This is a genomic window from Mesorhizobium sp. WSM4822 (assembly GCF_055811155.1).
The window spans coordinates 177,827-202,941 of record NZ_JBVVQM010000007.1 but is presented as its reverse complement, the minus strand read 5'-3'; the positions used below and the strand labels follow the sequence as shown (position 1 = coordinate 202,941).

Annotated in this window: 28 protein-coding genes; 12 read left to right on the top strand and 16 right to left on the bottom strand. The window is 61.7% G+C overall.

Going from position 1 to position 25,115, the window contains the following annotated elements:
• The first annotated feature begins 13 nt into the window (after window positions 1-13).
• The 4 genes from AC0L3E_RS17920 to AC0L3E_RS17905 all read left to right on the top strand — a co-directional run bounded on the left by AC0L3E_RS17920 (window position 14) and on the right by AC0L3E_RS17905 (window position 2,812).
• Window positions 14-535 carry a hypothetical protein gene (locus AC0L3E_RS17920; RefSeq protein ID WP_128308297.1) on the top strand — a complete coding sequence of 174 codons (522 nt, stop codon included), beginning with the start codon at window positions 14-16 and terminating at the stop codon, window positions 533-535.
• Window positions 536-667: 132 nt separating this feature from the next.
• Window positions 668-901 (top strand): BolA/IbaG family iron-sulfur metabolism protein, encoded by a 234-nt coding sequence (locus AC0L3E_RS17915; RefSeq protein WP_010909092.1) that lies wholly within the window; start codon window positions 668-670, stop codon window positions 899-901.
• Window positions 902-1,042: 141 nt separating this feature from the next.
• A complete protein-coding gene (grxD, locus tag AC0L3E_RS17910; RefSeq protein ID WP_006332883.1) occupies window positions 1,043-1,378 on the top strand; it encodes a Grx4 family monothiol glutaredoxin in 336 nt (111 codons plus the stop codon).
• Window positions 1,379-1,543: 165 nt separating this feature from the next.
• Window positions 1,544-2,812, top strand: coding sequence for a multidrug effflux MFS transporter (locus AC0L3E_RS17905; RefSeq protein WP_127810647.1), 1,269 nt, complete (start codon window positions 1,544-1,546; stop codon window positions 2,810-2,812).
• Here AC0L3E_RS17905 and AC0L3E_RS17900 read toward each other — a convergent pair.
• The 4 genes from AC0L3E_RS17900 to rpsD form a co-directional block, all read right to left on the bottom strand.
• Window positions 2,809-3,216: an energy transducer TonB gene (locus tag AC0L3E_RS17900; RefSeq protein ID WP_127810648.1), complete on the bottom strand. Its 408-nt coding sequence runs from the start codon at window positions 3,214-3,216 to the stop codon at window positions 2,809-2,811. The two genes, AC0L3E_RS17905 and AC0L3E_RS17900, sit on opposite strands and share 4 nt — an antisense overlap.
• 61 nt (window positions 3,217-3,277) lie before the next feature.
• The gene (locus AC0L3E_RS17895; protein WP_127332066.1) at window positions 3,278-4,105 is read right to left on the bottom strand and encodes an inositol monophosphatase family protein; all 828 of its coding nucleotides are present in this window, start codon (window positions 4,103-4,105) and stop codon (window positions 3,278-3,280) included.
• Window positions 4,095-4,973, bottom strand: coding sequence for a tRNA 2-thiocytidine(32) synthetase TtcA (gene ttcA / locus AC0L3E_RS17890; RefSeq protein ID WP_128308298.1), 879 nt, complete (start codon window positions 4,971-4,973; stop codon window positions 4,095-4,097). Before ttcA ends, AC0L3E_RS17895 begins: the two co-directional genes overlap by 11 nt.
• Before the next feature lie 107 nt (window positions 4,974-5,080).
• A complete protein-coding gene (gene rpsD, locus AC0L3E_RS17885) occupies window positions 5,081-5,698 on the bottom strand; it encodes a 30S ribosomal protein S4 (protein ID WP_023759539.1) in 618 nt (205 codons plus the stop codon).
• A 374-nt stretch (window positions 5,699-6,072) separates the two neighbouring features.
• Between rpsD and AC0L3E_RS17880 the strand changes: the two genes are divergently transcribed.
• Entirely contained in the window at window positions 6,073-6,282 is a 210-nt protein-coding gene (locus tag AC0L3E_RS17880; RefSeq protein WP_127332070.1) for a hypothetical protein, read from the top strand.
• Window positions 6,283-6,366: 84 nt separating this feature from the next.
• Here AC0L3E_RS17880 and AC0L3E_RS17875 read toward each other — a convergent pair whose 3' ends face one another.
• From AC0L3E_RS17875 to AC0L3E_RS17865, 3 genes are all read right to left on the bottom strand, one after another.
• On the bottom strand, window positions 6,367-6,555 hold the full coding sequence (locus AC0L3E_RS17875; RefSeq protein ID WP_023810328.1) for a DUF3008 family protein: 189 nt from the start codon (window positions 6,553-6,555) through the stop codon (window positions 6,367-6,369).
• A gap of 64 nt (window positions 6,556-6,619) precedes the next feature.
• The gene (gene murI / locus AC0L3E_RS17870; RefSeq protein WP_023810327.1) at window positions 6,620-7,420 is read right to left on the bottom strand and encodes a glutamate racemase; all 801 of its coding nucleotides are present in this window, start codon (window positions 7,418-7,420) and stop codon (window positions 6,620-6,622) included.
• Window positions 7,413-8,327, bottom strand: coding sequence for an RNA methyltransferase (locus AC0L3E_RS17865; protein ID WP_127321787.1), 915 nt, complete (start codon window positions 8,325-8,327; stop codon window positions 7,413-7,415). The genes murI and AC0L3E_RS17865 overlap by 8 nt, the downstream gene beginning before the upstream one ends.
• A 214-nt stretch (window positions 8,328-8,541) precedes the next feature.
• Here AC0L3E_RS17865 and AC0L3E_RS17860 point away from each other — a divergent pair, with 214 nt between their 5' ends.
• From AC0L3E_RS17860 to AC0L3E_RS17850, 3 genes are all read left to right on the top strand, one after another.
• Complete coding sequence (locus tag AC0L3E_RS17860; protein WP_127321786.1) at window positions 8,542-9,753, top strand: NADP-dependent isocitrate dehydrogenase; 1,212 nt, start codon at window positions 8,542-8,544, stop codon at window positions 9,751-9,753.
• A gap of 148 nt (window positions 9,754-9,901) precedes the next feature.
• A complete protein-coding gene (locus AC0L3E_RS17855; RefSeq protein WP_128308299.1) occupies window positions 9,902-10,084 on the top strand; it encodes a hypothetical protein in 183 nt (60 codons plus the stop codon).
• Between the two features lie 12 nt (window positions 10,085-10,096).
• Complete coding sequence (locus tag AC0L3E_RS17850) at window positions 10,097-10,741, top strand: glutathione S-transferase family protein (RefSeq protein ID WP_128308300.1); 645 nt, start codon at window positions 10,097-10,099, stop codon at window positions 10,739-10,741.
• A 241-nt stretch (window positions 10,742-10,982) separates the two neighbouring features.
• On the opposite strand, the gene alaS is transcribed toward AC0L3E_RS17850, so the two are convergent.
• Entirely contained in the window at window positions 10,983-13,649 is a 2,667-nt protein-coding gene (alaS, locus tag AC0L3E_RS17845; RefSeq protein WP_473605279.1) for an alanine--tRNA ligase, read from the bottom strand.
• Between the two features lie 296 nt (window positions 13,650-13,945).
• The gene (recA, locus tag AC0L3E_RS17840; RefSeq protein WP_027036993.1) at window positions 13,946-15,046 is read right to left on the bottom strand and encodes a recombinase RecA; all 1,101 of its coding nucleotides are present in this window, start codon (window positions 15,044-15,046) and stop codon (window positions 13,946-13,948) included.
• A gap of 280 nt (window positions 15,047-15,326) precedes the next feature.
• Here recA and AC0L3E_RS17835 point away from each other — a divergent pair, with 280 nt between their 5' ends.
• Both AC0L3E_RS17835 and AC0L3E_RS17830 read left to right on the top strand, forming a co-directional pair.
• Complete coding sequence (locus tag AC0L3E_RS17835; RefSeq protein ID WP_127381284.1) at window positions 15,327-16,271, top strand: carbohydrate kinase family protein; 945 nt, start codon at window positions 15,327-15,329, stop codon at window positions 16,269-16,271.
• A gap of 75 nt (window positions 16,272-16,346) precedes the next feature.
• Window positions 16,347-17,264, top strand: coding sequence for a pseudouridine-5'-phosphate glycosidase (locus AC0L3E_RS17830; RefSeq protein ID WP_128310135.1), 918 nt, complete (start codon window positions 16,347-16,349; stop codon window positions 17,262-17,264).
• A gap of 187 nt (window positions 17,265-17,451) precedes the next feature.
• Here AC0L3E_RS17830 and AC0L3E_RS17825 read toward each other — a convergent pair whose 3' ends face one another.
• Window positions 17,452-17,775, bottom strand: coding sequence for a TfoX/Sxy family protein (locus tag AC0L3E_RS17825; protein WP_127270731.1), 324 nt, complete (start codon window positions 17,773-17,775; stop codon window positions 17,452-17,454).
• A 91-nt stretch (window positions 17,776-17,866) separates the two neighbouring features.
• Here AC0L3E_RS17825 and AC0L3E_RS17820 point away from each other — a divergent pair, with 91 nt between their 5' ends.
• The gene (locus AC0L3E_RS17820; RefSeq protein WP_127329619.1) at window positions 17,867-18,364 is read left to right on the top strand and encodes a GFA family protein; all 498 of its coding nucleotides are present in this window, start codon (window positions 17,867-17,869) and stop codon (window positions 18,362-18,364) included.
• Window positions 18,365-18,549: 185 nt separating this feature from the next.
• Here the strand turns inward: AC0L3E_RS17820 and sufA are convergent, their stop codons facing one another.
• On the bottom strand, window positions 18,550-18,927 hold the full coding sequence (gene sufA, locus AC0L3E_RS17815) for a Fe-S cluster assembly scaffold SufA (RefSeq protein ID WP_128308882.1): 378 nt from the start codon (window positions 18,925-18,927) through the stop codon (window positions 18,550-18,552).
• Window positions 18,928-19,121: 194 nt separating this feature from the next.
• Between sufA and AC0L3E_RS17810 the strand changes: the two genes are divergently transcribed.
• Entirely contained in the window at window positions 19,122-19,715 is a 594-nt protein-coding gene (locus tag AC0L3E_RS17810) for a hypothetical protein (protein WP_128308883.1), read from the top strand.
• A 4-nt stretch (window positions 19,716-19,719) separates the two neighbouring features.
• Here the strand turns inward: AC0L3E_RS17810 and AC0L3E_RS17805 are convergent, their stop codons facing one another.
• Genes AC0L3E_RS17805 through sufB form a run of 5 tightly spaced genes read right to left on the bottom strand, consistent with a single transcriptional unit; the run spans window position 19,720 to window position 24,971 of the window.
• The gene (locus AC0L3E_RS17805; RefSeq protein ID WP_127329623.1) at window positions 19,720-20,112 is read right to left on the bottom strand and encodes an SUF system Fe-S cluster assembly protein; all 393 of its coding nucleotides are present in this window, start codon (window positions 20,110-20,112) and stop codon (window positions 19,720-19,722) included.
• A gap of 21 nt (window positions 20,113-20,133) precedes the next feature.
• Entirely contained in the window at window positions 20,134-21,378 is a 1,245-nt protein-coding gene (locus AC0L3E_RS17800) for a cysteine desulfurase (RefSeq protein ID WP_128308884.1), read from the bottom strand.
• Between the two features lie 4 nt (window positions 21,379-21,382).
• Window positions 21,383-22,651: a Fe-S cluster assembly protein SufD gene (gene sufD / locus AC0L3E_RS17795; RefSeq protein WP_128308885.1), complete on the bottom strand. Its 1,269-nt coding sequence runs from the start codon at window positions 22,649-22,651 to the stop codon at window positions 21,383-21,385.
• Between the two features lie 19 nt (window positions 22,652-22,670).
• Window positions 22,671-23,426, bottom strand: a complete 756-nt coding sequence (gene sufC / locus AC0L3E_RS17790; protein ID WP_128308886.1) for a Fe-S cluster assembly ATPase SufC — start codon at window positions 23,424-23,426, stop codon at window positions 22,671-22,673.
• 27 nt (window positions 23,427-23,453) lie between these two features.
• The gene (gene sufB / locus AC0L3E_RS17785; protein WP_127319478.1) at window positions 23,454-24,971 is read right to left on the bottom strand and encodes a Fe-S cluster assembly protein SufB; all 1,518 of its coding nucleotides are present in this window, start codon (window positions 24,969-24,971) and stop codon (window positions 23,454-23,456) included.
• Between the last annotated feature and the right edge of the window lie 144 nt (window positions 24,972-25,115).

The following is a 25,115-nucleotide window of genomic DNA, read 5'->3' as shown; positions in this document are numbered from 1 at the left end:
TTTCGGGAAACTCATGATCAAGCACAGGAAACTGGCTGCCCGGGCGCTGCTTGCAGTCGTTTTCTGGCCGTCGCTGTTCTTCTTCTGGTTCCTGGGACCATTCGTCTTTTTCCTGCTGTCGACAACCTCAAGCGAGGTGTGCATGCGGCTGGAAACGCGCGCGGAGTTCCTTGCCGCGGCCAATGGCGCCATCCCCATGCTCATCGCCCAGAATCTCATCTACGCGATCCCGATCGTCTGCCTGGTTCTGTGGGACCGCCTGGCGCCGGATCCGGCACGGGCAAGGCATATCGTCACCTGCATCAAGCTTTTTGCCAGCGCGGTGGTCGTAGGCGCGTTGTGGGAGTACGGCTCGTCGCTTGTCTGCGACGGTTATGGCCAGGGGTTCTTCTCGCCGGCTTGGCAAATGACGAGCTATCTCCCCATTGTCGGCCTCGTGCTCAACGCGCCGCTTTATGTGCTTGCCTTCAGCCTTGGCCGTGCTTTCTCGACACGCGACGACGTTGCCGAGGATGAAGCAAGCCCACCGGCTTAGTCTTTCTCTGAAGCCGTCGGGCCGTCTTGCCGTTGGTGGGACGAACGGCTTCAATCCGGACCGGAAAGGCTTTAGGCTCGCCCGACTCTCATCTTATGGCCTGACACCGGCCGCTCGAAACAGGATTTTGCCATGGCAATGGACGCCCACGACATCGAAAAACTGATCAAGGACGGCATTCCGGACGCCAAGGTCACGATCCGCGATCTCGCCGGCGACGGCGACCATTATGCGGCCGAGGTGGTGGCCGAGAGCTTTCGGGGGAAAAGCCGCGTGCAGCAGCACCAGATGGTCTATGACGCGCTGAAAGGAAATATGGGTGGCGTGCTGCACGCGCTCGCCTTGCAGACCAGCGTTCCCGACTGACCCTTAGCGCTTGGCCCAACACGGCCCATCCTTTGCGCCATTTCAGCCGCGGCGCGGCTAACGTCTTGTTTCGAGCAATCGTTGGGTTTATTTGAAGGGTATGTTTCGAGCCTGACTCCCACAGGCGGGAAAGGATATTCCATGAGCGGCATCAACGACTACATCGACAATGAAGTGAAGGGCAACGACGTCGTCCTTTTCATGAAGGGCACGCCCGGTTTCCCGCAATGCGGATTTTCCGGCCAGGTCGTCCAGATCCTCGACTATATCGGCGCAGACTACAAAGGCGTGAACGTCCTGGACTCGGCCGAACTGCGCCAGGGCATCAAGGAATACTCCAACTGGCCGACGATCCCTCAGCTCTACGTCAAGGGCGAATTCGTCGGCGGCTGCGATATCATCCGCGAGATGTTCCAGGCCGGTGAGTTGCAGACATTCCTCGTCGAGAAGGGCGTCAGCGTCAAAGGCGCCGCCTGATTTCTGTTTTGTGCATGCCCGAAAATCGACGTTGATTTTGGGCATCGAGCACCAGGCACCCCGGGGCAGCCCCACCTCGGCAATTTTCATGTCCTGAACCCAGGACCAAGACGAGCCAATGCGCCGGCCCGCCGGCGCATTTTCGTTTGAAAGATCGGACTTGCCGTGGACCAGCCAAAACCAGCGCCGCAATCGGCAAGCAAACTGCCCATTCCGCGCTGGGAGTTCATCGCCCTGTGCGCGGCGCTGATGGCGCTGAACTCGCTGGCCATCGACATCATGCTGCCGGCGCTGCAGCAGATCGGCGCCACGCTCGGCGTCGAAAATGAAAACCACCGGCAGTACGTCATAACGGCCTACATTCTGGGCTTCGGCGGCGGACAGTTGTTCTTCGGGCCGATCTCGGATCGCTTCGGGCGTCGCGCACCACTGGTCGCCGGGCTGGTGATCTATGTCGCCGCGGCCGCGGCTGCCGCCATTGCGCCAAGCTTTGAGACACTTCTGCTGTGCCGGGCCGTGCAAGGCATTGGTGCGGCCGCCACCCGCGTCATCGCCGTATCGATCGTGCGCGATACGTTCGACGGCCGGCGCATGGCCGAGGTGATGTCGCTGATCTTCATGGTGTTCATGGCGATACCGGTCATTGCTCCCGGCATCGGCCAGTTCATCATGCTGTTTGCGACCTGGCATTGGATCTTCGTCACCATGGCCGTCGGTGCGCTCCTCGTCTCGGCCTGGTCGCTGCTGCGCCTTCCTGAAACGCTGCATCCCGAACATCGCCGGCCGCTGACCGTGAACTCGATTGTCGGTGGGTTCCGCATCGTGCTCACCAACCGCATTGCGATCTGCTATGCCTTCGCCAGCACCTTCATCTTCGGCGCCATGTTCGGCTTCATCGCTTCGGCGCAGCAGATCTATGTCGACATCTTCCATGTCGGCGAGATGTTCCCGGTCATCTTCGCAGGCGTCGCGGGCGTGCTCGCCTTCTCCAACTTTCTGAATTCGCGCCTTGTCGGCCGCATCGGCATGCGCCGCCTGTCGCAGAGCGCGCTGCTGCTGTTCCTGGTCATCAGCCTTGCCTGGCTGATCGTTTCGCTGGAAATGAAGATGCCGCTCTGGCTGTTCATCACCTTCTTTGCCTGCGCCATGCTTCCGTTCGGTGCGCTGGGCGCGAACTTCAACGCGCTGGCCATGGAGCCGCTCGGGCAACTGGCCGGCACGGCGTCGTCGATCCTCGGTTTCATGCAGACGTTTCTCGGCGGCATTCTCGGCACGCTGATCGGCCAGGCCTTCAATGGCACGGTGACGCCGCTGGCCGCCGGCTTCTGCAGCGTCTCGGTCGCGGCGCTGCTGATGATCTTCATCGCCGAGCGCGGCAAGATGTTCCAGCCACAGAACGCGCCCGTTTCAGGGCACATCACCGACTTGCACTAGGATGCACCCTCAAGAGCTGCCGTGAACCGAGGGGCAAGCATACGCCCCGCAATTGCTTCACCCATGCTGTCCGAAAAGGGCAATGGCAGAGCATCATCGAGTGCCCTGAGAATGGATGCCACGAAGGCCCGGCTGCGCTGGGCATCGGTTCCCAGATCGGAATACGTGGCGCGAGGCTTGCCGATCAGTGTGCCGTTGCGGCGAAGCGAGAACCGCAGGGTCAGGGACATGCCCGCGGTTCCGGGTGGCGGTTTCCAGCAGGCATAGATAGCGTCCGACATCTCCTTTATCGTGTCGACGGGATCGGAACTGCGACAACTGCGTTCCTGCGATCTTGCTTCCTGGGAACTGGTAGACAGAGCGGCGGCAAGAGCCGCGGCGACAAATGCGAACCGAGGTTTCATTCGAGAGCCTCCGGATTTGCGTGAAATTGCACCGCTCCTTCGGCTAACGCAGGAATCGTTCCTATTGCGCCCAGAGTTCGCGGCGCAATTCGTGCCAGCTTTCGCGATCGGGCGCGACAAGCAGGCCGCCGCCGAGATGCGAGGGCAGATAGGTGCTGCCGTCGAAGCGCGCCGCGTGGCCGCCGGCCTCGGCATGGATCAGCACGCCGGCCAGATGGTCCCACGGCATCAGCTTGTTGTAGACGACGAAATGGGCATGGCCGCTCGCCAGCAGGCGGTATTCGTGCGCGGCGCAGCGATAGGCGAATTGCGACAGGATCTTCGTCTGGTTGCGCGCCAGCCGCGACCGCTCCGGCTCGGGCATATATTGCCAGGAGACCGAGCCGGTCATCTCCGAGATCGGCGCGGGTGCCGCTACATGCACCTTCTCCAGACTGCCATGCGCATGCCGGATATGGCTGCCGGCGCCCCTGGCGCCAATCAGCCAGTCCTTGCCGACGGGATCGTGGATGATGCCGGCAACCGTCTCGCCCTGGACCACGACCGCCAGCATGACGCCGAACAAAGGCACGCCGGAGGCGAAGTTGAAAGTGCCGTCGACCGGATCGATGACGAAGGCCAGATCGGCATCGCCCAGACCATCGAGCAGTGCCGGATTGTCGGAACAGGCCTCCTCGCCGACGATCATCGCCTGGGGATAGCGCTCGCGCAGGCGCGCGGTGATCAGCCGCTCGGCATTGACGTCGGCTTCGGTCACCAGGTCGGCGGCCGAGGTCTTCTGCCTGACATCGCCATCGCCCAGCCGGCGAAAGCGCGGCATGATTTCGGTCAGCGCCGCCTCGGCCAGAATGCCGGCCAGCCAATCGATCGCGGTGTCGTCAAATGTCATCGGCTTGCCTTGTGGTGAGGGTGTCGTTGAGGGCAGCGAAGTCGAACAGCTTCCTGTCGAGCAGGTGCGATGGCCTGCTGTTCGACAGCGCGCGCAGCATCGTATCCTTGCGGCCGGGCATGCGCTTTTCCAGGTCCTCGAGCATCGCCTTCATGGCGTTGCGCTGAAGGCCTTCCTGGCTACCGCAGAGATCGCAGGGAATGATCGGGAAATGCATGGCGGCAGCGAATTTTTCCAGATCGACCTCGGCGCAGTAGCTCAATGGCCGCAGCACCATGACGTCGCCGTCGTCGTTGAGCAGTTTTGGCGGCATGGCGGCGAGACGGCCGCCATGGAAGAGATTCATGAAGAAGGTTTCGAGAATATCCTCGCGATGGTGGCCGAGCACCAGTGCCGAGCACCCCTCCTCGCGCGCAATGCGGTAGAGATGGCCGCGCCTGAGCCGCGAGCAGAGCGAGCAATAGGTGCTGCCCGCCGGCAGCTTGTCGGTGACGAGGGAATAGGTGTCCTGATACTCGATCCGGTGCGCAATGCCGTGGCTGTTGAGATAGTCCGGGAGGATATGTTTGGGGAAATTCGGCTGGCCCTGGTCGAGATTGCAGGCCAGAAGATCGACCGGCAAGAGCCCGCGCCATTTGAGGTCGAGCAGCACCGCGAGCAGGCCGTAAGAATCCTTGCCGCCCGAGAGCGCGACGAGCCAGCGCTGGCCGGGCTTGATCATCGAGAAATCCTCGATCGCCTGCCGGGTCAGCCGCAGCAGCCGCTTGCGCAATTTGTTGAATTCGACCGAGGACGGCACGTCGGCGAACAGCGGATGGAAGCCGCCTTCGCTGTCGGCGATCGGTTCGATGTCTGGAAGCATGTTCATGGCATGTCGCTTTCAGTGGCCAGAGCGCCGGATTAGCGGACATGACCGACAAAGAAAAGGCCGCCTCGACGGGCGGCCTTTTCTTGGTGTCGCAGAACGCGCTCGTTTTAGCGCGAGTAGAATTCGACGACCAGGTTCGGTTCCATCTGCACGGCGAACGGAACGTCCGCCAGGCCAGGGATGCGCGAGAAGGTCGCGACCATCTTGTTGTGATCGGCTTCGATGTAGTCCGGCACGTCGCGCTCGGCGAGACCGACCGCTTCCAGAACGATGACCAGCTGCTTGGACTTTTCGCGCACTTCGACGACATCGCCCGGCTTGCAGCGATACGAGCCGATGTTGACACGCTTGCCGTTGACGTTGACGTGGCCGTGGTTGACGAACTGACGGGCGGCGAAAATGGTCGGCACGAACTTGGCGCGGTAGACGACCGCGTCGAGACGCGATTCGAGCAGGCCGATCAGGTTCTCCGAGGTGTCGCCCTTGCGGCGGTCAGCCTCTTCATAAACCTTGCGGAACTGCTTTTCCGAAACGTCGCCATAGTGACCCTTCAGCTTCTGCTTGGCGCGCAGCTGCAGGCCGAAATCGGAAAGCTTGCCCTTGCGGCGCTGGCCATGCTGGCCGGGACCGTATTCACGCTTGTTGACCGGGGACTTCGGGCGGCCCCAGATATTTTCGCCGAGACGGCGGTCGATCTTGTACTTCGCGGATTCGCGCTTGCTCATCGCATTCCCTTTTCAAAACAATACACCCGGAACCTCATGGTCCGGGTGAAGGAAACGCGCCCTCCTCTGGCCTCCGTTTTCGAGACCTGACAGGGTTTTCCCACGCAACGCGGCGGAAAACCCACGGGACACGTCAGTTCAAACAAGATAGTAGAATTGGATTTCCACGCATCTTGCGCACATAAAGAAAACCACCGGGCATTGCGGCCCGGTGTTGGCGCGCTGATTAAACGGAGATTTAACCGGTGTCAAGCTTGTGGCTGGCGTAGGCCGTGGCGACGATATAGCGTCTCTGGGTTGAGTACAGTGCCGGATGTGGCGGGAGGTTGCGCCAGCGGCATCAGGAAGGACCGGAGCAGAGGAGCTACATTCGCATGAAGAAATTCTTCCTTACCCTGACAGGAGCCGCTGTGTTGGCGGGATCCATGGCGGTCCTGACACCGGAGCCGGCGGAAGCCAGGCATTGGCATGGACACCGACATCACCAGGCTTGCCGCATCGTGATCAAGAAGAAGGTTATCTGGCGGCACGGCCACAAGAAGGTCGTACGCTACAAGATCAAGCGCTGCAGCGGGCGCTGGTAGGCTCCTATCCGGTCTCAGGCGGCCGACATCGATTCAAAGCCCGCGGTTTTGGCCGCGGGCTCTTTGATTCCGGATGCTTAATCCTTAGTCTTTCGACTTCTTCTCCGGCAGGCCCTTGCGCTTCGTCTCGGCGAATTCCTCGAGCTGCTTTTCGCTCATCGATTCGTACATTCCCTTGGAAGCGCCCTGCAGTTCGCTCTTCTTGGTCTCGCCGCGCTTGGCCGACAGAGCCGCGCCGGCGGCTTTCTGCTGGGCTTTCGAGGTGGCTGGCATGGTTCTTTCTCCCGTTGGAATCTGGAGAAAAACGCAACGACTGCCGTGATGTTCCGCTTCGCAATCACGACATAGCCAGCCCGAAGCCCTGTATCAGGCGACGGGTCGGGAAATCGGCTCTTTTCGATGTGAAGACGGCAAGGTCGGGTCCTTCAGGCAGCATCTCGCCACGACCGCTCGGATCGATGTCGGCGAGAAGCGACAGTGCCCGGCGCGCAATCGCTTCAGCGGGGTCGAGCCAATCGACCGGCCAGGGCGCCGTCTTGCGCATGCGATTGGCCAGAAAGGGGTAGTGTGTGCAGGCGAGCACGACGATATCCGTACGCAGCGCATCATGTTCGACGAAGCACGGCGTGATCTCGGTGCGTACGGCCTCCTCATCGACGAAGCCCTCACGCATGTAGATCTCAGCCAGTCCCGCCAGCCTGTCGCTGCCGACCAGGCGGACATGGCATTTCTGCGCCCATTTGCTGATCAGGTCGCGCGTGTATTGGCGCTTGACGGTGCCAGGCGTCGCCAGCACCGAAACCAGCCCTGAGCGCGTGCGTTCCGCCGCCGGCTTGATCGCAGGCACCATGCCGACGAAAGGATGCTCGGGAAATCTATCGCGCAGCGCATCGATCACCAACGTCGAGGCGGTGTTGCAGGCGATGACGGAAATGGCCGGCGCAAAGCGCTCAAGCAATTTGCCGAACAATTCGAGTATATGCGCCCTCAGCGCCGGCTCTTCCCAAGCGCCGTAGGGAAACGCAGCGTCGTCGGCGACATAGATGAAGCGGCGATCGGGCATCAGCACGCGCGCCTCGCGCAGCACGGTAAGCCCGCCGATGCCCGAATCGAACATCAGGATCGGCCGCTCAGTCATTGTCGGTTCCTTTTCCGCCAAGCGGCGGTATGTCATCGTCCTTGCCGGTGTCGGCAAGGCGCGCCGCTTCCGCCTTGCGGGCCCGCGCGGCGGCCGCGGGCAAGCGCCGCGGGTCGTCGCCAGGGGACCCGTCGCCGCGCGGCATCGCCGGAGAAAACCTGTCGAGCGACGAAATGATGCCGCGCAGCACCTTGAGCTCCGGTTCGGCAAAGCCAGGGCGTGTCAGCACCGCGCGCAGATTGTCGATCATTTTCGGCTTCTTCGGCGCCGGCCGGAAATAGCCGCGCGCTTCCAGCGCGCCTTCGAGATAGGCGAACAGGCCGTGCAATTCTTCCTTGCTTGCCGGTTTCATGTCCGGGCCGGAAAAATTGGTCCTGGTCTCGTCCTCCAGGCCGGACTTCATCCATTCGTAGGACATCAGAAGTGCTGCCTGGGCGATGTTGAGCGAGGAGAAATCGGGATCGACCGGGAAAGTGACGATCTCGTCGGCAAGGCCGACCTCGTCATTGTAGAGGCCGAAGCGTTCGCGTCCGAACAGGATGCCGGTGCGCTGGCCCATCACGTGGCGCGCCCGCAGCAGCCTGCCCGCCTCCACCGGCCCGCGCACGGATTTGAAGCCGTCGCGCTGCCTGGCCGTGGTGGCGAAGACAAAGTTCAGGTCGGCGAGCGCCGAGGCCAGATCGTCGAAGACGGTGACAGCGTCGATGACATGATCGGCGCGGCTGGCCGCCGCGCGCGCCTTCTCGCTCGGCCAACCATCACGCGGGTTGACCAGGCGCAGCTCCGACAGACCGAAATTGGCCATGGCGCGCGCGACCATGCCAATGTTCTCGCCAAGCTGAGGCTCGACGAGGATGATCGCCGGGCCGGCGACTGCAATGCTATCGGGATCTTTGATGACGGGCATGATTGTCAATGAACTGCTGTTTGCGGCATTTCAGCGTCCCTGCCACATTCGGCCGGGAAAATGAAGCATTCGCAAATGACGACGGCTCTGGCCTCCAATTCGTGACCGATCGCCGTTTGCGTGGCCAAAAGCGCTTTGATATACGGGCGACATCTCCCGGCCCAACGCCGCGCGGGCAAGGCCGTCCCATATCCAGCAACGAGGCATTCTTTCCATGGCGAAGATCAAGGTGGCGAACCCGGTCGTCGAACTCGACGGCGACGAGATGACCCGCATCATCTGGCAGTTCATCAAGGACAAGCTGATCCACCCTTATCTCGACCTTAAGCTTGAATATTACGACCTCGGCATCGAGCACCGCGACGCCACCAACGACCAGGTGACCATCGATTCGGCCAACGCCATCAAGAAACACGGCGTCGGCGTGAAATGCGCGACGATCACCCCCGACGAACAGCGCGTCGAGGAGTTCAAGCTGAAGAAGATGTGGAAGTCGCCGAACGGCACCATCCGCAACATCCTCGGCGGCACCATCTTCCGCGAGCCGATCATCATGAAGAACGTGCCGCGCCTGGTGCCCGGCTGGACCAAGCCGATCATCGTCGGCCGCCATGCCTTCGGCGACCAGTACCGCGCCACCGATTTCCGCTTCCCCGGCAAGGGCAAGCTGACCATCAAATTCGTCGGCGAGGACGGCCAGGTGATAGAGCACGATGTGTACGACGCGCCCGGCGCCGGTGTCGCCATGGCCATGTACAATCTCGACGACTCGATCCGCGAGTTCGCCCGCGCCTCGCTGAACTACGGCTTGCTGCGCAACTATCCGGTCTATCTGTCGACCAAGAACACCATCCTCAAGGCCTATGACGGTCGTTTCAAGGACATCTTCCAGGAGGTCTACGAGGCCGAGTTCGAGGCCGAGTTCAAGTCGAAGAAGCTGTGGTACGAGCACCGCCTGATCGACGACATGGTGGCCTCTGCCCTGAAATGGTCGGGCGGCTATGTCTGGGCCTGCAAGAACTATGACGGTGACGTGCAGTCCGACACGGTTGCGCAGGGTTTTGGGTCGCTCGGCCTGATGACCTCGGTGCTGATGACACCGGACGGCAAGACGGTGGAAGCCGAAGCCGCGCACGGCACCGTCACCCGCCACTACCGCCAGCACCAGAAAGGCGAGGAAACCTCGACCAACTCGATCGCCTCGATCTTCGCCTGGACGCGTGGCCTCGCGCACCGCGCCAAGCTCGACGACAATGCCGACCTGAAGCGTTTTTCCGAAACGCTGGAAAAGGTCTGCATCCAGACGGTCGAGTCCGGCTTCATGACCAAGGATCTGTCGCTCTTGATCGGCCCCGACCAGCCCTGGCTGTCGACCACCGGTTTCCTCGACAAGATCGACGAGAACCTGCAGAAGGCGATGGCGTAAAACATGTCGCCCAAAAGCCTACCCTCGATCTTGATCTGAGTGTGCGACAGTATTAGCTAACGACAACGACTTGAGGCGTGTCGAATTGCAAACCTGTCTTCCATGGATGCGCTGCATTTCAATATCTAAGCCAAACAGGTAGATGTAAATGGCTATGTGGTTCGATCAGCAAGAACGACTAAAGAGTGCCAAGGGCAAAGAGCTTTTGGACTCCATGCCGAAGTATGAGGGGCAAGCCGCCAATGTCGCTCCCGCGCCAGCGGACCTTGGAGGCAAGATCACGCTCGTGATTGGGGAAGATGGCAAGCCCGTTGCAAAGATAAAAGAGTAGATCGTTATCCGCATCGGTCATAGGTTCAACACCACATCGTCGAGCAAGCCCATCGTCTACGGGGCGGACTACAGCGTCTATGTACGCATCGTCCGCCTCGTACTCGCGGAAAAAGGCATCGACTACGAGCTTGTGCCGGTCGATGTCTTTGCCGCCGAGGGCGTTCCCGCCTGGTATTTCGAGCATCATCCGTTCGGCCGCATCCCGGCCTTCTGTTATGACGGGTTTCGCCTCTTCGAGACCAATGCGATTGCTCGCTATATCGACGAGGCCTTCGACGGACCGGCGCTGCAGCCTGCCGACGCGCGCGGCCGCGCCAGGATGGGCCAAATCATAGGCATGCTCGACGCCTATGGCTATCGCGCGATGGTCTGGGATGTTGCCGTCGAGCGGCTGGAGAAGGCTGAGCCGGATTCGGCGTTGATCGCCGGCGGCCTTGCTCAGGCCGAGACGGTGCTGAGATCGCTGAAGCCACAAGGTCCGTGGCTGCTTGGCGACCAGCTGACGCTGGCGGACCTGCACGCCGCGCCGATCATCGCCTATTTCGTCAAGGTCACGCAAGGGCGCGATCTGTTGGCGCGGTTCGCGGATATTCGGGACTGGTATGCGCGCGTCGCTGATCGTGCGAGCTTTACGCGGACTGAAAAGGTCGCTTAGGCCGAGTGAACTTCCTCAACGCCGGCGCCGCCCCTCATTGCCCTGCCGGGCATTTCTCCCCGTAAAACGGGGAGAAAGAGGCTGGCCGCAACGCCGGCGCCTCTTTTTTGCAACGCTGGCGATTGGCGAAAGCCGCGACGAAAGCGCCCTTCTCCCCGTTTACGGGGAGAAGATGGCGGCAGCCAGATGAGGGGCAGCGCTACTTGGGAAGGTAGGGCTCCCCCCTGAACTGCCCACTAGCCTACGCCGCTTCGAGTGCCGCCCTCACTGCTGCAATCGCATCATCGGCCTTGGAAGCGTCGGGGCCACCGGCCTGGGCCATGTCGGGCCGCCCGCCGCCGCCCTGCCCGCCCAATGCGGCGGAGGCCACGCGGACAAGGTCGACGGCGCTGAAGCGATCGATGAGGTCGTCGGTGACGGCCACCACGACGCTTGCCTTGTTGTCTTCGCCGGCGCCGACGAAGACGACGACGCCGGAGCCGAGCGAGCTCTTGCCGGCATCGGCCAGCGGCTTCAAATCCTTCGGCGAGACACCGGAGACCGTCTTGCCGAGGAAGCCGATACCGGCGACCGTCTCATTGGCGGCTGGAGCATCGGCTGACGATCCCCCGCCCAGCGCCAGCTTCTTGCGCGCCTCGGTCAGTTCCTTCTCAAGCTTTTTGCGCTCTTCGAGCAGCGTCTCGACGCGCGCCGGCACGTCGGCCGGTGAAATCTTCAGCACCGCTGCCGCCGCCTTCAGCCGCCTATCCTGCTCGTCGAGATGTTTGCGCGCGGCTTCGCCGGTCAGCGCCTCGATGCGGCGCACGCCGGCGGCGACCGCGCTGTCCGACACGACACGCACCAGGCCGATATCGCCAGTCGCCCGGACATGCGTTCCGCCGCAAAGCTCGACCGAATAGGGCCGGTTGGCCTTGGCGCCGTGCACACCGGTGCCCATGGACACGACGCGCACTTCGTCACCGTACTTCTCGCCAAACAGCGCCATGGCGCCTTCGGCAATGGCATCGTCGACCGACATCAGGCGCGTGGACACCGGGCCGTTCTGGACGACGATCTCGTTGGCCATGCGCTCGACCTCTTCGAGATCCTCCGGTGAAATGGGCTTGTTGTGCGAGATGTCGAAGCGCAGGCGCTCGGGCGCGACCAGCGAGCCCTTCTGCGCGACATGGCTGCCCAGCACCTCGCGCAGCGCTTCATGGATCAGATGCGTCGCGGAATGGTTGGCGCGCAACCGCGAGCGTCTGGCATGGTCGACCTTCAGCTCGACGGCGGCGCCGGTCCTGACCGTGCCGCTGGCCACCTTGCCAACATGGACGAACAGCCCGTCGGCCTTTTTCTGCGTATCCGAAACGTCGATCGAGAAGCCCTCGCCTGAAACAACGCCGGTGTCGCCCATCTGGCCGCCGGACTCGGCATAGAACGGGGTCTGGTTGACGACGATCGCCACCGCGTCGCCCTTGCCGGCGCTGTCCACGGTCTTGCCGTCCCTGACCAGCGCCTGGATGATGCCTTCGGCAGCTTCAGTCTCATAGCCGAGGAACTCGGTGGCGCCCGCCTTCTCGCGCACGGAGAACCAGATGGTCTCGGTCGCCGCGTCGCCGGAGCCGGCCCAGTGCTTGCGCGCCTCGGCCTTCTGCTGCTCCATCGCATTGGTGAAGCCGGCAAGATCGACCGAGATGCTGCGCTGGCGCAGTGCGTCCTGCGTCAGGTCGAGCGGGAAGCCGTAGGTGTCGTAGAGCTTGAAGGCCGTTTCGCCGTCCAGCATGTCGCCGGCATGCAGCGTCTCCGTCGCCTCGGAGAGCAGGCCGAGGCCGCGCACCAGCGTCTTGCGAAACCTGGTCTCCTCGAGCTTCAGCGTCTCGGTGATCAACTGTTCGCCGCGCAGCAGCTCCGGATAGGCCTGGCCCATTTCGCGCACCAGCGCCGGCACCAGCTTCCACATCAGCGGTTCGTTGGCACCCAGCAGCTGCGCATGGCGCATGGCGCGGCGCATGATGCGGCGCAGGACATAGCCCCGGCCTTCATTCGAAGGCAGCACGCCGTCCGCCACCAGGAAGGAGGACGAACGCAGATGATCGGCAATGACCCGGTAGGACGCGACCGTCTCCTTGTCGGGACCATGCCCGATCGCGGACGAGGCCGCGTCGATCAGGTGACGGAACAGATCGGTCTCGAAGACGCTTTCCACCCCTTGCAGGATGGATGCCATGCGCTCCAGGCCCATGCCGGTGTCGATCGACGGACGCGGCAGGTCGATGCGCTCCTCCTTCGTCACCTGTTCATATTGCATGAACACCAGGTTCCAGAATTCCAGGAAACGGTCGCCATCTTCCTCCGGGCTGCCGGGAGGGCCGCCCCAGATGTGTTCGCCGCGGTCGATGAAGATTTCAGAGCACGGCCCGCACGGTCCGGTGTCGCCCATCGCCCAGAAATTGTCCGAGGTCGCGATGCGAATGATGCGGTCGTCGGAAAAACCGGCGATCTTCTTCCAGAAGCCGGCCGCCTCGTCGTCCGTGTGATAGACGGTGACCAGCAGCTTGTCCTTGTTCAGCCCGAACTCCCTGGTGATCAGGTTCCAGGCAAGCTCGATGGCGCGCTCCTTGAAATAGTCGCCGAAGGAGAAATTACCGAGCATCTCGAAGAAGGTCAGATGGCGCGCGGTGTAGCCGACATTGTCGAGATCGTTGTGCTTGCCGCCGGCGCGAACGCTCTTCTGGGCGGTCGAGGCGCGCGAGTAGGGCCGCTTCTCCAGACCGGTGAAGACGTTCTTGAACTGCACCATGCCGGCGTTGGTGAACATCAGCGTCGGGTCGTTGCGCGGCACCAGCGGGCTCGATGCGACGATCTCGTGACCCTCCTTGCGGAAGTAGTCGAGAAATGTCGACCGGATTTCGTTCACGCCACTCATGATGCTGCCTTTTCGGAAGAGCCGCCGGCAAACCGGCGGAAATGGGCTCTGCGTTCTAGAAGATTAGGACTTGGCCTTTTAGCCGCCGCGCTTCACCCTGTCCAGAAACACGGAATTGGTCCAATCCACGGCCTTTGCCGGCCGTTCGACCCGGCCTGGTTCCGCCGCCAAAACGCAAAACCGCCGGCACTGGGCCGGCGGTTTCGAAACGCAATAACACGGAACTCGATTACATAAGCCTGAGATAATAGAACGCGATTATGGCCGAACTCCGGCCGGCATCGCGCACGAAGCTGTTACATCGCTCCGGATTCTTCCTCGAAACCGTCATCATCGCCGCGCTCAGGGCCGCCATTCTCGAGGAATTTCTCGGCGATCAGCCCGGCATTCTGCCTGATCGACAACTCGATCTCGCGTGCCGTGTCGGGATTGTCACGCAGGAACAGCTTGGCATTTTCGCGGCCCTGGCCGAGACGCTGCGAGTTATAGGAAAACCAGGCGCCAGACTTCTCGACAATACCAGCCTTGACCCCGAGATCGACCAGTTCGCCGGTTTTGGAGACGCCCTCACCAAACATGATGTCGAATTCGACCACCTTGAAGGGCGGCGCCAGCTTGTTCTTGACCACCTTGACGCGGGTCTGGTTGCCGACAACCTCGTCGCGGTCCTTGATCGAGCCGATGCGGCGGATGTCGAGGCGCACCGAAGCGTAGAATTTCAGCGCATTGCCGCCGGTGGTGGTTTCAGGCGAGCCGAACATGACGCCGATCTTCATGCGGATCTGGTTGATGAAGATGACCATGGTGTTGGAGCGCGAAATCGACGCGGTCAGCTTGCGTAGCGCCTGGCTCATAAGGCGGGCCTGCAGGCCGGGCAGCGAATCGCCCATCTCGCCTTCAATTTCGGCGCGTGGCGTCAGCGCCGCGACCGAATCGACCACCAGCACGTCGATGGCGCCGGAGCGCACCAGCGTGTCGCAGATTTCCAGCGCCTGCTCCCCAGTGTCAGGCTGCGAGATCAGAAGGTTTTCGAGATCGACGCCAAGCTTGCGGGCATAGACCGGGTCAAGCGCGTGCTCGGCATCGACGAAAGCGCAGATGCCGCCCTTCTTCTGGGCTTCGGCAACGGTGTGCAGGGCAAGCGTCGTCTTGCCCGAGCTTTCCGGCCCGTAGATCTCGATGATGCGGCCGCGCGGCAGGCCACCGACGCCAAGCGCGATGTCGAGGCCAAGCGAGCCGGTCGGCACCGTTTCAATCTCGACGACCTGATCGTTGGCGCCGAGCCGCATGATCGAGCCCTTGCCGAAAGCCCGCTCGATCTGCGACAGCGCCGCATCCAGAGCCTTTGATTTGTCCACTGCCTTGTCCTCTACCAGCCGCAAAGAATTCTGAGCCATGATACATCACCCCTTGGTCGTCAATGAAGGCCGGACAATCCGTAATCCCTGCCTATTTGTACCTTTTTTGTTCTCATTTGGCAAGAGGGGTCAAATAACTGAAAAACAAGCAATATCCGGATTTGTTCTTTTTTTGTCCAGGGATTCGATCAGGAATGCACCGCACGTTGGGCCAGACGGCTCGGTTGTTTCGACCTGCCGAATCGCCGCCTCGCATGCGAAGCTCCGTCGCACAGCCTAGCGCTTGTGCGGCTGGAATAACAAAGGTCATATCGCCGGCATGCTGAAATCCGCGAAAATACTGGCCATAGGCGGCGCCCATATCGACCGACGCGGCCAGGTGTCCGGCGCTTACGTGCCTGCCGCCTCCAATCCGGGCACAATGCGCGAGGATGTCGGCGGCGGCGTCTTTAATGCTTTGCGCAGCGCCGTGCGGCGCGGCGTCTCCGCGTCGCTGATGTCGGTTCGCGGCGGCGATGCCGCTGCCGATACCGTTTCGCGAGCCATCGCCGAGACAGGCATTACCGACCTGTCGGCGGTCTTCCTCGACCGCACGACGCCGAGCTACACCGCGCTGATCGACATCGAAGGCGAGCTGATCGTCGGCTTTGCCGACATGGCGCTCTATGATTTGGCGTTTCCCAAGCAGATCAGGCGCTCCAAGGTGCGGGAGGTGATCGCCGCCGCCGACGCGATCCTGTGCGACGCCAATCTGCCCTCTTCGGCGCTGGAACGGCTGGTCGCGCTCGCCGCGGGCAAGCCGGTTTTCGCCATTGCCATCTCGCCGGCCAAGGTGGTGCGGCTGATACCGGTGCTGAAGAAGCTCTCGCTGGTCTTCATGAACCGGCGCGAGGCCATGGTGCTGGCCGGCGTCGCCGCGAATGCCAGGCAGCGCGAGGTCGTCGACGGGTTGCGATGCAGCGGCCTCGTCAGTGGCGTGGTGACGGCGGGCGAGGCGCCCGTGCTGGGGTTCGATGAAACAGGCGCCTTTTCGATCATGCCGCCCAATCCCCGAAAGGTCACTGACGTCACCGGGGCCGGTGATGCGCTGGCGGGCGCAACGGTCGCTGCCTTGCTGCGCGGACTGCCGCTGCGGGTGGCCCTGCGCGAAGGCATCGCCGGGGCGACGCTTGCCATCGAAAGCGCCAACGCCGTTCCCGAGTTCACCGCCTCAAGCTTCGCGGAAGCGCTGGCTCTTGTGCCGGATGCCAGGGAAGTGGCATGAGACCGGCGAATTCATAGTGCCGCGATGTTGCCTGGTGTCCCCACGGACGCGCCGCATTCCGGATTGGAGACCCTGATGACCCCTGAGACCGCCCGCCCCTTCATCGACATCCACGCGCCGGTGGCGCAGGCTCTGGCTGCCGGCCGGCCGGTGGTGGCGCTGGAAAGCACCATCATCACCCATGGCATGCCCTACCCCGACAATGGCGCCATGGCGGCCGACGTCGAAAAGATCATCACCGATGGCGGCGCCGTGCCGGCGACGATCGCCGTGGTTGGCGGCCGCATCAAGATCGGGCTTTCGGACGGCGAGCGCGAATCGCTGGCGATGACGGGCGACGCCATGAAGCTGTCGCGCGCCGATCTCGGTTTTGCCGTGGCGCAAGGGCGCACCGGTGGCACCACGGTCGCCGCCACGATGATCGCGGCGCATATGGTCGGCATAAAAGTGTTCGCCACCGGCGGCATCGGCGGCGTGCACAAGGGCGCCGAAAAGAGTTTTGACATTTCCGCCGATCTCGACGAGCTGGCGCGCACGCCGGTCATCGTCGTCTCGGCCGGCGCCAAGGCCATTCTCGACATCGAAAAGACGCTGGAAGTGCTGGAGACGCGCGGCGTGCCGGTGGTCGGCCTTGGCTGCGAGACGATGCCGGCCTTCTGGTCCAGGCATTCGCCGTTCCGCGCGCCGCTGACCTTGCACGAGCCGGAAGAGATCGCGCATTTCTACCAGACGAGGGCAGCGCTGGGGCTCGCCGGTGGCATGCTGATTGCCAATCCGGTGCCGGAAAACCACGAAATCCCGGCTGAGGAGATGGCCGGCTATATCGAGGCCGCGCAGAAGGCCGCCGAGGCGCTCAACGTGACCGGCAAGGCGGTGACGCCGTTCCTGCTGGGAAAGATTCTCGAACTGACTGGCGGCAGGAGCCTGAAGACGAACATCGCGCTGGTCGAGAATAATGCGCGGCTGGCGGCGAGGATTGCGAAGGCGCTTTAGGGTCACGCAGCGAAGGTTCCCCCTCACCCGGATTCCCAAGACCGAATTGCAAAGAACAGTTCGGGGCAATCCGACCTCTCCCCGAGGGGAGAGGAGCTTGCAGCGCCGACGTCGACCTCTTCTCCCCTCGGGGAGAAGGTGGCCGCGAAGCGGACGGATGAGGGGGTGGCCTCGCGCTTGCGTGAATCTACTTCCCCGCCCGTCGCCCCGCCTCATAGGCCCGGCGTGCCCAGATCGTCATCTCGTCGGGATCATCGAAAGCGCTGTCTGGAACGCTCCAGTAGGGCATGGCGACCAGCTTGCCGTGGCGCGAGCCGGTATAGGTCCATTGCGTGCAGCCGGCGGCCTCGAACTCGGGCACGCTTTGCTCGTCGGCCTTCAGCAGCAATTCGCCACGCAGCACGATGGCGACGATGACACCGTCGAAATAGATGCCCTTGCCGCCGAACAGTTTTCGGATGCTGACCGGGCCGAGGCCTTCGAACAGTTCGGCGATGCGTTCATTGTCCATGCCGCGATCATGTCACCGGCGTTTGGCCTTGTCATCGCCGCAACCAAAATCATGCTGACAGGTTGTGTGAGGTCGATCGGAGTTTCCCGCTATGCCCGTGCTGCTCAAAGGCTCCTGCCGCTGCAATGCCGTCCGTTTCGAGGTGGAGAGCCACACGCCGGCGCCATTCATGCTGTGCTACTGCTCGATCTGCCGCAAGCAGCAGGGCGGCGGCGGGTTTGCCATCAATCTCGGTGCCGACAACGAAACACTGAACATCAGGGGCAAGCGCAGCCTCGGCGTCTTTCGGGCGGAGATCGAGGACGACGAGCATCCGCATTGCGAAATCTCAACCGGCGAGCGCAATTTCTGCAAGAAATGCGGCTCAGCCCTTTGGCTCTACGACCCGACATGGCCGGAGCTGGTGCATCCCTTCGCTTCGGCGATCGACAGCGATTTACCCATTCCGCCAAGCAAGGTGCACCTCATGCTGAAATACAAGGCGAACTGGGTGGAGCCGGTGGTTGGCAAGCATGACAAGGTCTTCGACATCTATCCCGAGGAATCGATCGCCGACTGGCACAAGCGGACGGGCATGTGGGTGGAGTGAATTTCTTCGCGCCGTTTACGGGGAGGTGAGGAGTGATCCGCGCAGCGGACAAAAAGCCAATTGCTTGGCCTTCGAACGACGAACGCCGGCAGATGAGGAGCGGCGCTAACTTTGGAGAGGCCGGCGCTGCCTATCATCCGTCACTTCGTGACACCTTCTCCCCGTAAACGGGGCGAAGGAAAAACTCAGGAAGCGCGGGCTTCTGCCAGTGCCTTCAGGTCGGCCGGCTTGAGTTCGACGGATTCGCCGCAACCGCAGGCCGAGCTCTGGTTCGGATTGTGGAAGGTGAAACCGGTGCGCAGCGTCGTCTGCTCGAAATCCATCTCGGTGCCGAACAGGAAAAGTGCTGCTTCCGGTGCGACATAGACATGGGCGCCATCGCGCTCGATATGGTCGTCCTTGGTGTTGGGCTCGGTCACCAGATCGACCGTGTATTCCATGCCGGCGCAGCCGCCCTTCTTGATGCCGAGGCGGATGCCGTGCGCATTCTCACGGGCGGCGACAATCTCGCGCACCCGGTCGGCGGCCTTTTCGGTCATCGTGATGACGGCAAAGCGTCCCATATCGTTCTCCACGTTCACGCGGGTTCAAGGCCCGTGGAATGAGTCTTGCCCTAAAATGGTGAAGTTTGTTGGCCTGCGCAACCCCGGATCCGCAAAGCGCGTCCCGAAGCACCGCGCTCAAATGCCTCACGGCTCAATACCACGACCTTGATTGCCTTGGATGTTATCCGTAATGTCCACATTGATATCTTCCGATGAAAGATACTTTTTTGGACAACAACGACAACTACTCAATATACAACTCGATCAATACCAGCGGAATTTTGGTTTGCGTCGACGACATCGGCAAGATGAAAAATAATTTCATCAGGCTCTTTGCGATCGCAGTTTTTCTTTCTTCTATATTTTTATTCTCATATCAAAAAACAAGCATGGTTAGTCAAGGAATCTTCATATTCGTCATCACGGCCCTATTATTTATCATGGGACTTTCTATCTACCGTACTTATTTTAAGCGCCGGTCCGTAGTTATATCCCCTGACGGCATTGAGGACTCCGGCATCACAACCGAAACGGTGCCCTGGTCCGCAGTAAATGCTGTTGAACTAAGGACTGTAACCCGTGCACTAACGGGACAACAACCCTTGGCTGTCCTTTTGCTGCTAAAACCCGGCGCCGGCGACGCGCTTAAGCTGACTAGGCGCGGCCGAAAATTATTTCTTCATGACAATGCACTTTGGATCCCGGTCGGAAGTGGCATGATAGTCGCCGGAAATCCGTCCAGTCCCGAAAGCTTTTCGAAAACGATCGAGGCTTACGCCAGAATTTATGGCAAAGGAGGCAACTGACCCCTCAATACCAACCCACCGCCACCTGCGCCTCTTCCGACATGCGGTCGGCCGACCAGGGCGGGTCGAAGGTCATGTTGACCTCGACGCCGGACACGCCTTCGACGGCGCCGACGGCATTCTCCACCCAGCCGGGCATTTCGCCGGCGACAGGGCAGCCGGGAGCGGTCAGCGTCATGTCGATCTTGACCGAGCGGTCGTCCTCGATGTCGATCTTGTAAATCAGGCCGAGCTCGTAGATATCGGCCGGGATTTCCGGATCGTAGACCGTCTTCAGCGCCGAAACGATGTCGTCGGTCAGCCGCGCCAGTTCGTCGGCTGGAATGGCCGATCCCGAAACCAGCGCATTGGGCGCGGTTTCCGGAGTGGTCTCGGCAGCGATGCTTGCATCATCCATGGTCGTCACCCAAAAAAATCGTCATCCGAAGAATTTGCGCGCTTTTTCAAGCGCCTCGGCCAAAGCGTCGACTTCGGCCCTGGTATTGTACATGCCGAACGATGCCCTGCATGTGGAGGTTACGCCAAACCGTTTCAACAGCGGCTGGGCGCAATGGGTGCCGGCGCGGACAGCAACGCCCTGCCTGTCTATCACCATCGACACGTCATGCGCATGAATGCCTTGCAGTTCGAACGAGATGATGGCGCCCTTGCCGGGCGCATCGCCGAAGATGCGCAGCGAATTGATGGAGCGCAGCCGCTCATGCGCGTAGTTCTTGAGGTCTTCCTCATGGGCTGCAATGCGCTCGCGACCGACCGATTCCATGTAGTCGAGGGCAGCACCCAGCCCGATCGCCTGGACGATCGGCGGCGTGCCGGCCTCGAAGCGGTGCGGCGGCTCGTTGTAGGTGACGATGTCTTCCGTCACCTCCTCGATCATCTCGCCGCCGCCCATGAAGGGCCGCATGCCAGCGAGAATGTCCTTCTTGCCGTAGAGCACGCCGATGCCCGACGGGCCATAAACCTTGTGCCCGGTGAAGACGAAAAAGTCGCAGTCGAGATCCTGCACATCGATCGGCATGTGGACAGCGCTCTGGCTGCCGTCGACCAGCACGGGAATTCCACGCGAATGCGCGATGCGCACGATCTCCTTGATCGGCGTCACAGTGCCAAGCGCGTTCGACATGTGGGTAATGGCAACGAGCTTTGTCTTGCTGGTCAGCCGCTTTTCGAATTCCTCGATGTGGAAAACGCCGAGATCGTCGACCGGCACCCAGACCAGTTTGGCGCCCTGCCGCTCGCGGATGAAATGCCAGGGAACGATGTTGGAGTGGTGCTCCATGATCGACAGCACGATCTCGTCGCCCTCGCCGATGTTGGGCATGCCATAGCCATAGGCGACCGTGTTGATGGCCGAAGTCGTGTTCGAGGTGAAGATGATGTTGTCGGTGCTCGGCGCGTTTAGGAAGCGGCGCACCGTCTCTCGGGCCTTTTCGTAGGCGTCGGTCGCGGCGTTCGACAGAAAATGCAGGCCGCGATGGACGTTGGCGTATTCCTGGGAATAGGCATGCTGGATTGTGTCCAGCACCACCTGCGGCTTCTGTGCCGAGGCGCCATTGTCGAGATAGACCAGCTTCTTGCCGTAGACTTCCCGCGACAGGATCGGGAAATCGCGGCGAATCGCTTCGACGTCGTAGAAATCTCCGATCTTGCCCGGTGCGTTCATCAGATCACCCGTGTGCCGCGAACCAGCCGTCGAGCCGTGCTTCCAGCGCCTCGACGATCGCCTCGTCGTCCAGTTCCTCGATCACCTCCGCGACGAAGGCCTTCACGAGCAGGCCCCGCGCGCTTTTCTCGTCGACGCCGCGCGCCATCAGGTAGAACAAATGGTTGTGGTCGATTTCGGTGACCGTCGCGCCATGGCCGCAAATCACGTCGTCGGCGAAGATTTCAAGCTCGGGCTTGGTCGAGAATTCGCCGTCGTCCGACAGCAACAGCGTGTTGCAGGCCATCTTCGCGTTGGTCTTCTGCGCATATTGATGGACGTTGATGCGGCCCTGGAACACACCGCGCGCCTTGCCCGTCACCACGTTGCGGATGATCTCCGTCGAGGTCGTGTGCGGCACGGCATGGTCGAGAACCATGGTCACGTCGGTGTGGGTGTCGCCGGCCAGGAGGTTGATGCCGCGAAGCTTGAAATCGGCGCCTTCGCCAGTCGTCCTGACCATGATCTCCTGGCGCACGAGCTTGCCCCCGGCGTTCATGACGAACAGTGTCAGTTTCGCATTCTTGCCGATATGGGCCTTGAACTGCGCCAGATGCGTCGCCGTTTCCGGCTGCTCCTGGACGATCAGCCACGTCACCTCGGCGCCCTCGTCGAGCACGACCTGGCTGACCGAGCTGCTCAAGGCAGCGCCATCACCCGTCTGGCGCTCGACGATAACGGCCTTGGCGCCGGCGCCGACACGAACGGCCAGGCGCACATGGGTCTGGCCGCCGGCCTGCAGGTTCTGCAGCTCGACCGGCTTTTCAAGTTCCACACCATCGGCGATGTCGACAAAATACCCGTCGGCGACAAAAGCCGTGTTCAGCGCGCCAATGGCATCGTCGCTGCCATAGGGGTCGAGCCCAGGTGCTGCGCTGCCGTCGACCAGCTTTTCCGACAGGCGCTGGAAAGAGACGCCTTCAAGAACCGGCACTTTGGCGTCGGACTTGCCATTCAGGATCGACACCACGGTGGAACCGTCGACGATCGGGGCGATGGCTTTGGCCATGGCTGCCGGGTCGAAGTCCGGCACGGTATTCAGCAACCGGCGCAGGTCGGTGTAGTGCCAGGATTCGACGCGCCGCGTCGGCAGGCCGTGCTTGATCGTCTCGATGGCGTCGTCGCGCTTCAGCATCACCGCGCCGTCGCCCGGCAGCAGCGACAACCGGTCGCCGAAGGCGTCGATCAACGCTGTTTCGGCCGGTGTCCGCTGCGGTTGTGCGTGCATATTCATCAAACTGCCCTCTGGCATCTCACGCTGCTTCGCCGATCACGCCGGCATAGCCATTGGCTTCCAGGTCGAGCGCCAGCGACTTGTCGCCTGACTTGATGACCTGACCCTTGTAGAGCACGTGCACGGTGTCGGGCACGATGTGCTCAAGCAGGCGCTGGTAGTGGGTGATGACCAGGAACGCCCGGTCCGGTGCGCGCAGCGCGTTGACGCCGTCGGACACGATCTTCAGCGCATCGATGTCGAGGCCGGAATCGGTCTCGTCGAGCACGCACAGTTTCGGCTCCAGCAGCTTCATCTGCAGGATCTCCGCCCGCTTCTTCTCGCCACCGGAGAAGCCGACATTGAGCGGCCGCTTGAGCATCGCCATATCCATGCTGAGCGAGGCAGCTGCTTCCTTAACGCGCTTCAGGAATTCCGGGATCTTCAGCGGCTCCTCGCCACGCGCCTTGCGCTGCTCGTTCATCGCCACCTTCAGGAATTCCATGGTCGCAACGCCCGGTATCTCCATCGGATACTGGAAGGCGAGGAAAATGCCTGACGTGGCGCGCTCGGCCGGATCCATTTCGAGGATCGACTGGCCGTTGTAGAGGATGTCGCCTTCGGTCACCTCATAGTCCTCGCGGCCGGCCAGGATGTAGGACAGCGTCGATTTTCCCGAGCCGTTCGGCCCCATGATCGCGGCAACCTCGCCGGCTCTCACCGTCAGGTTCAGGCCGCGGATGATTTCGGTGCCATCGTCGACGATGCGGGCGTGCAAATTTCTGATTTCAAGCATTTTTTTGTTTCCTGAATATATATCCGGTCAGCCGACCGAGCCCTCAAGGCTAATCCCGATCAGCTTCTGCGCCTCGACCGCGAACTCCATCGGCAGCTGCTGGATGACGTCCTTGACGAAGCCGTTGACGATCAGCGCGATCGCTTCCTCTTCCGGAATGCCGCGCTGCATGACGTAGAATTTCTGGTCTTCGGAAATCTTCGACGTCGTCGCTTCATGCTCGAACTGCGCCGTCGAATTCTTGGCTTCCATGTAGGGCACGGTATGCGCGCCGCACTGGTCGCCGATCAGCAGCGAGTCGCAGTTGGTGAAGTTGCGGGCGTTGGTCGCCTTGCGGTGCGCCGAGACCTGGCCGCGATAGGTGTTCTGCGAGAAGCCGGCGGCGATGCCCTTGGAGATGATGCGGCTCGACGTGTTCTTGCCGAGATGGATCATCTTGGTGCCGCTGTCGACCTGCTGGTAGCCGTTCGACACGGCGATCGAATAGAACTCACCTTGGGAATCGTCACCGCGCAGGATGCAGCTCGGATATTTCCAGGTGATCGCCGAACCGGTCTCGACCTGCGTCCACGAAATCTTCGAGCGGTCGCCACGGCAGTCGCCGCGCTTGGTGACGAAGTTGTAGATGCCGCCCTTGCCCTCGGCGTCGCCGGGGTACCAGTTCTGCACCGTGGAATATTTGATCTCGGCATCGTCGAGCGCTACCAGTTCGACGACCGCCGCGTGCAACTGGTTCTCGTCGCGTTGCGGCGCCGTGCAGCCCTCGAGATAGGAGACGTAAGCCCCCTCCTCGGCGATGATCAGCGTGCGCTCGAACTGGCCGGTGTTCTTCTCGTTCATGCGGAAATAGGTCGACAGCTCCATCGGGCAGCGCACGCCCTTGGGCACGAAGACGAACGAGCCGTCGGTGAACACAGCCGAATTCAGCGTGGCGTAGTAATTGTCGGAGGTCGGCACGACCGAACCGAGATATTTCTTCACCAGCTCCGGATGCTCGCGGATGGCTTCCGAGATCGAGCAGAAGATGACGCCGGCCTGCGCCAGTTCCTTCTTGAAGGTGGTGACGACGGAGACGGAATCGAACACGGCGTCGACAGCGACGCGTCCCGACTTGTAGACATTGTCGCTGACCTCCTCGAGTTCCGAGGCGTCGGTCTTCTGCACGCCGGCAAGGATTTCCTGCTCCCGCAGCGGAATGCCGAGCTTTTCGTAGACCTTCAACAGTTCGGGATCGACATCGCTGAGCGAGGTCGGGCCGGGCGTGCTCTTGGGCGCCGCATAGAAATAGATGTCCTGGAAATCGATCTTCGGATAGTGGACGCGCGCCCAGGTCGGCTCGTCAAGCGTCAGCCAGCGGCGATACGCTTCCAGACGCCATTCCAGCATCCAGGACGGTTCGTCCTTCTTGGCCGAAATGAAACGGATGATGTCTTCGCTGAGGCCCTTGGGGGCCTTGTCCATCGCGATTTCGGTCTGGAATCCGTATTTGTATTGGTCGACGTCGATCTTTCGGACCCGATCGATCGTGTCCTGCACAGCAGGCATATGCGTTCTCCATCCACGCCGGGGTCAAGGCCCGACAGTTTTCAAACTATGGCACCGCCAAAAACGAACCCCGAAGAGGTGCTCGCGGCAGCGTAAGTTTAATATAGTGCGCTTCGACCGGGAATTCACCCGGCCAGCATGAAA

Excerpts from the sequence above, each read along its gene's own strand:
- AC0L3E_RS17920 (WP_128308297.1), top strand. The coding sequence starts at position 14 with ATGATCAAGCACAGGAAACTGGCTGCCCGGGCGCTGCTTGCAGTCGTT.
- AC0L3E_RS17915 (WP_010909092.1), top strand. The coding sequence starts at position 668 with ATGGCAATGGACGCCCACGACATCGAAAAACTGATCAAGGACGGCATT.
- grxD (WP_006332883.1), top strand. The coding sequence starts at position 1,043 with ATGAGCGGCATCAACGACTACATCGACAATGAAGTGAAGGGCAACGAC.
- AC0L3E_RS17900 (WP_127810648.1), bottom strand. The coding sequence starts at position 3,216 with ATGAAACCTCGGTTCGCATTTGTCGCCGCGGCTCTTGCCGCCGCTCTG.
- AC0L3E_RS17895 (WP_127332066.1), bottom strand. The coding sequence starts at position 4,105 with ATGACATTTGACGACACCGCGATCGATTGGCTGGCCGGCATTCTGGCC.
- ttcA (WP_128308298.1), bottom strand. The coding sequence starts at position 4,973 with ATGAACATGCTTCCAGACATCGAACCGATCGCCGACAGCGAAGGCGGC.
- rpsD (WP_023759539.1), bottom strand. The coding sequence starts at position 5,698 with ATGAGCAAGCGCGAATCCGCGAAGTACAAGATCGACCGCCGTCTCGGC.
- AC0L3E_RS17880 (WP_127332070.1), top strand. The coding sequence starts at position 6,073 with ATGAAGAAATTCTTCCTTACCCTGACAGGAGCCGCTGTGTTGGCGGGA.
- AC0L3E_RS17875 (WP_023810328.1), bottom strand. The coding sequence starts at position 6,555 with ATGCCAGCCACCTCGAAAGCCCAGCAGAAAGCCGCCGGCGCGGCTCTG.
- murI (WP_023810327.1), bottom strand. The coding sequence starts at position 7,420 with ATGACTGAGCGGCCGATCCTGATGTTCGATTCGGGCATCGGCGGGCTT.
- AC0L3E_RS17865 (WP_127321787.1), bottom strand. The coding sequence starts at position 8,327 with ATGCCCGTCATCAAAGATCCCGATAGCATTGCAGTCGCCGGCCCGGCG.
- AC0L3E_RS17860 (WP_127321786.1), top strand. The coding sequence starts at position 8,542 with ATGGCGAAGATCAAGGTGGCGAACCCGGTCGTCGAACTCGACGGCGAC.
- AC0L3E_RS17855 (WP_128308299.1), top strand. The coding sequence starts at position 9,902 with ATGGCTATGTGGTTCGATCAGCAAGAACGACTAAAGAGTGCCAAGGGC.
- alaS (WP_473605279.1), bottom strand. The coding sequence starts at position 13,649 with ATGAGTGGCGTGAACGAAATCCGGTCGACATTTCTCGACTACTTCCGC.
- recA (WP_027036993.1), bottom strand. The coding sequence starts at position 15,046 with ATGGCTCAGAATTCTTTGCGGCTGGTAGAGGACAAGGCAGTGGACAAA.
- AC0L3E_RS17835 (WP_127381284.1), top strand. The coding sequence starts at position 15,327 with ATGCTGAAATCCGCGAAAATACTGGCCATAGGCGGCGCCCATATCGAC.
- AC0L3E_RS17830 (WP_128310135.1), top strand. The coding sequence starts at position 16,347 with ATGACCCCTGAGACCGCCCGCCCCTTCATCGACATCCACGCGCCGGTG.
- AC0L3E_RS17825 (WP_127270731.1), bottom strand. The coding sequence starts at position 17,775 with ATGGACAATGAACGCATCGCCGAACTGTTCGAAGGCCTCGGCCCGGTC.
- AC0L3E_RS17820 (WP_127329619.1), top strand. The coding sequence starts at position 17,867 with ATGCCCGTGCTGCTCAAAGGCTCCTGCCGCTGCAATGCCGTCCGTTTC.
- sufA (WP_128308882.1), bottom strand. The coding sequence starts at position 18,927 with ATGGGACGCTTTGCCGTCATCACGATGACCGAAAAGGCCGCCGACCGG.
- AC0L3E_RS17810 (WP_128308883.1), top strand. The coding sequence starts at position 19,122 with ATGAAAGATACTTTTTTGGACAACAACGACAACTACTCAATATACAAC.
- AC0L3E_RS17805 (WP_127329623.1), bottom strand. The coding sequence starts at position 20,112 with ATGGATGATGCAAGCATCGCTGCCGAGACCACTCCGGAAACCGCGCCC.
- AC0L3E_RS17800 (WP_128308884.1), bottom strand. The coding sequence starts at position 21,378 with ATGAACGCACCGGGCAAGATCGGAGATTTCTACGACGTCGAAGCGATT.
- sufD (WP_128308885.1), bottom strand. The coding sequence starts at position 22,651 with ATGAATATGCACGCACAACCGCAGCGGACACCGGCCGAAACAGCGTTG.
- sufC (WP_128308886.1), bottom strand. The coding sequence starts at position 23,426 with ATGCTTGAAATCAGAAATTTGCACGCCCGCATCGTCGACGATGGCACC.
- sufB (WP_127319478.1), bottom strand. The coding sequence starts at position 24,971 with ATGCCTGCTGTGCAGGACACGATCGATCGGGTCCGAAAGATCGACGTC.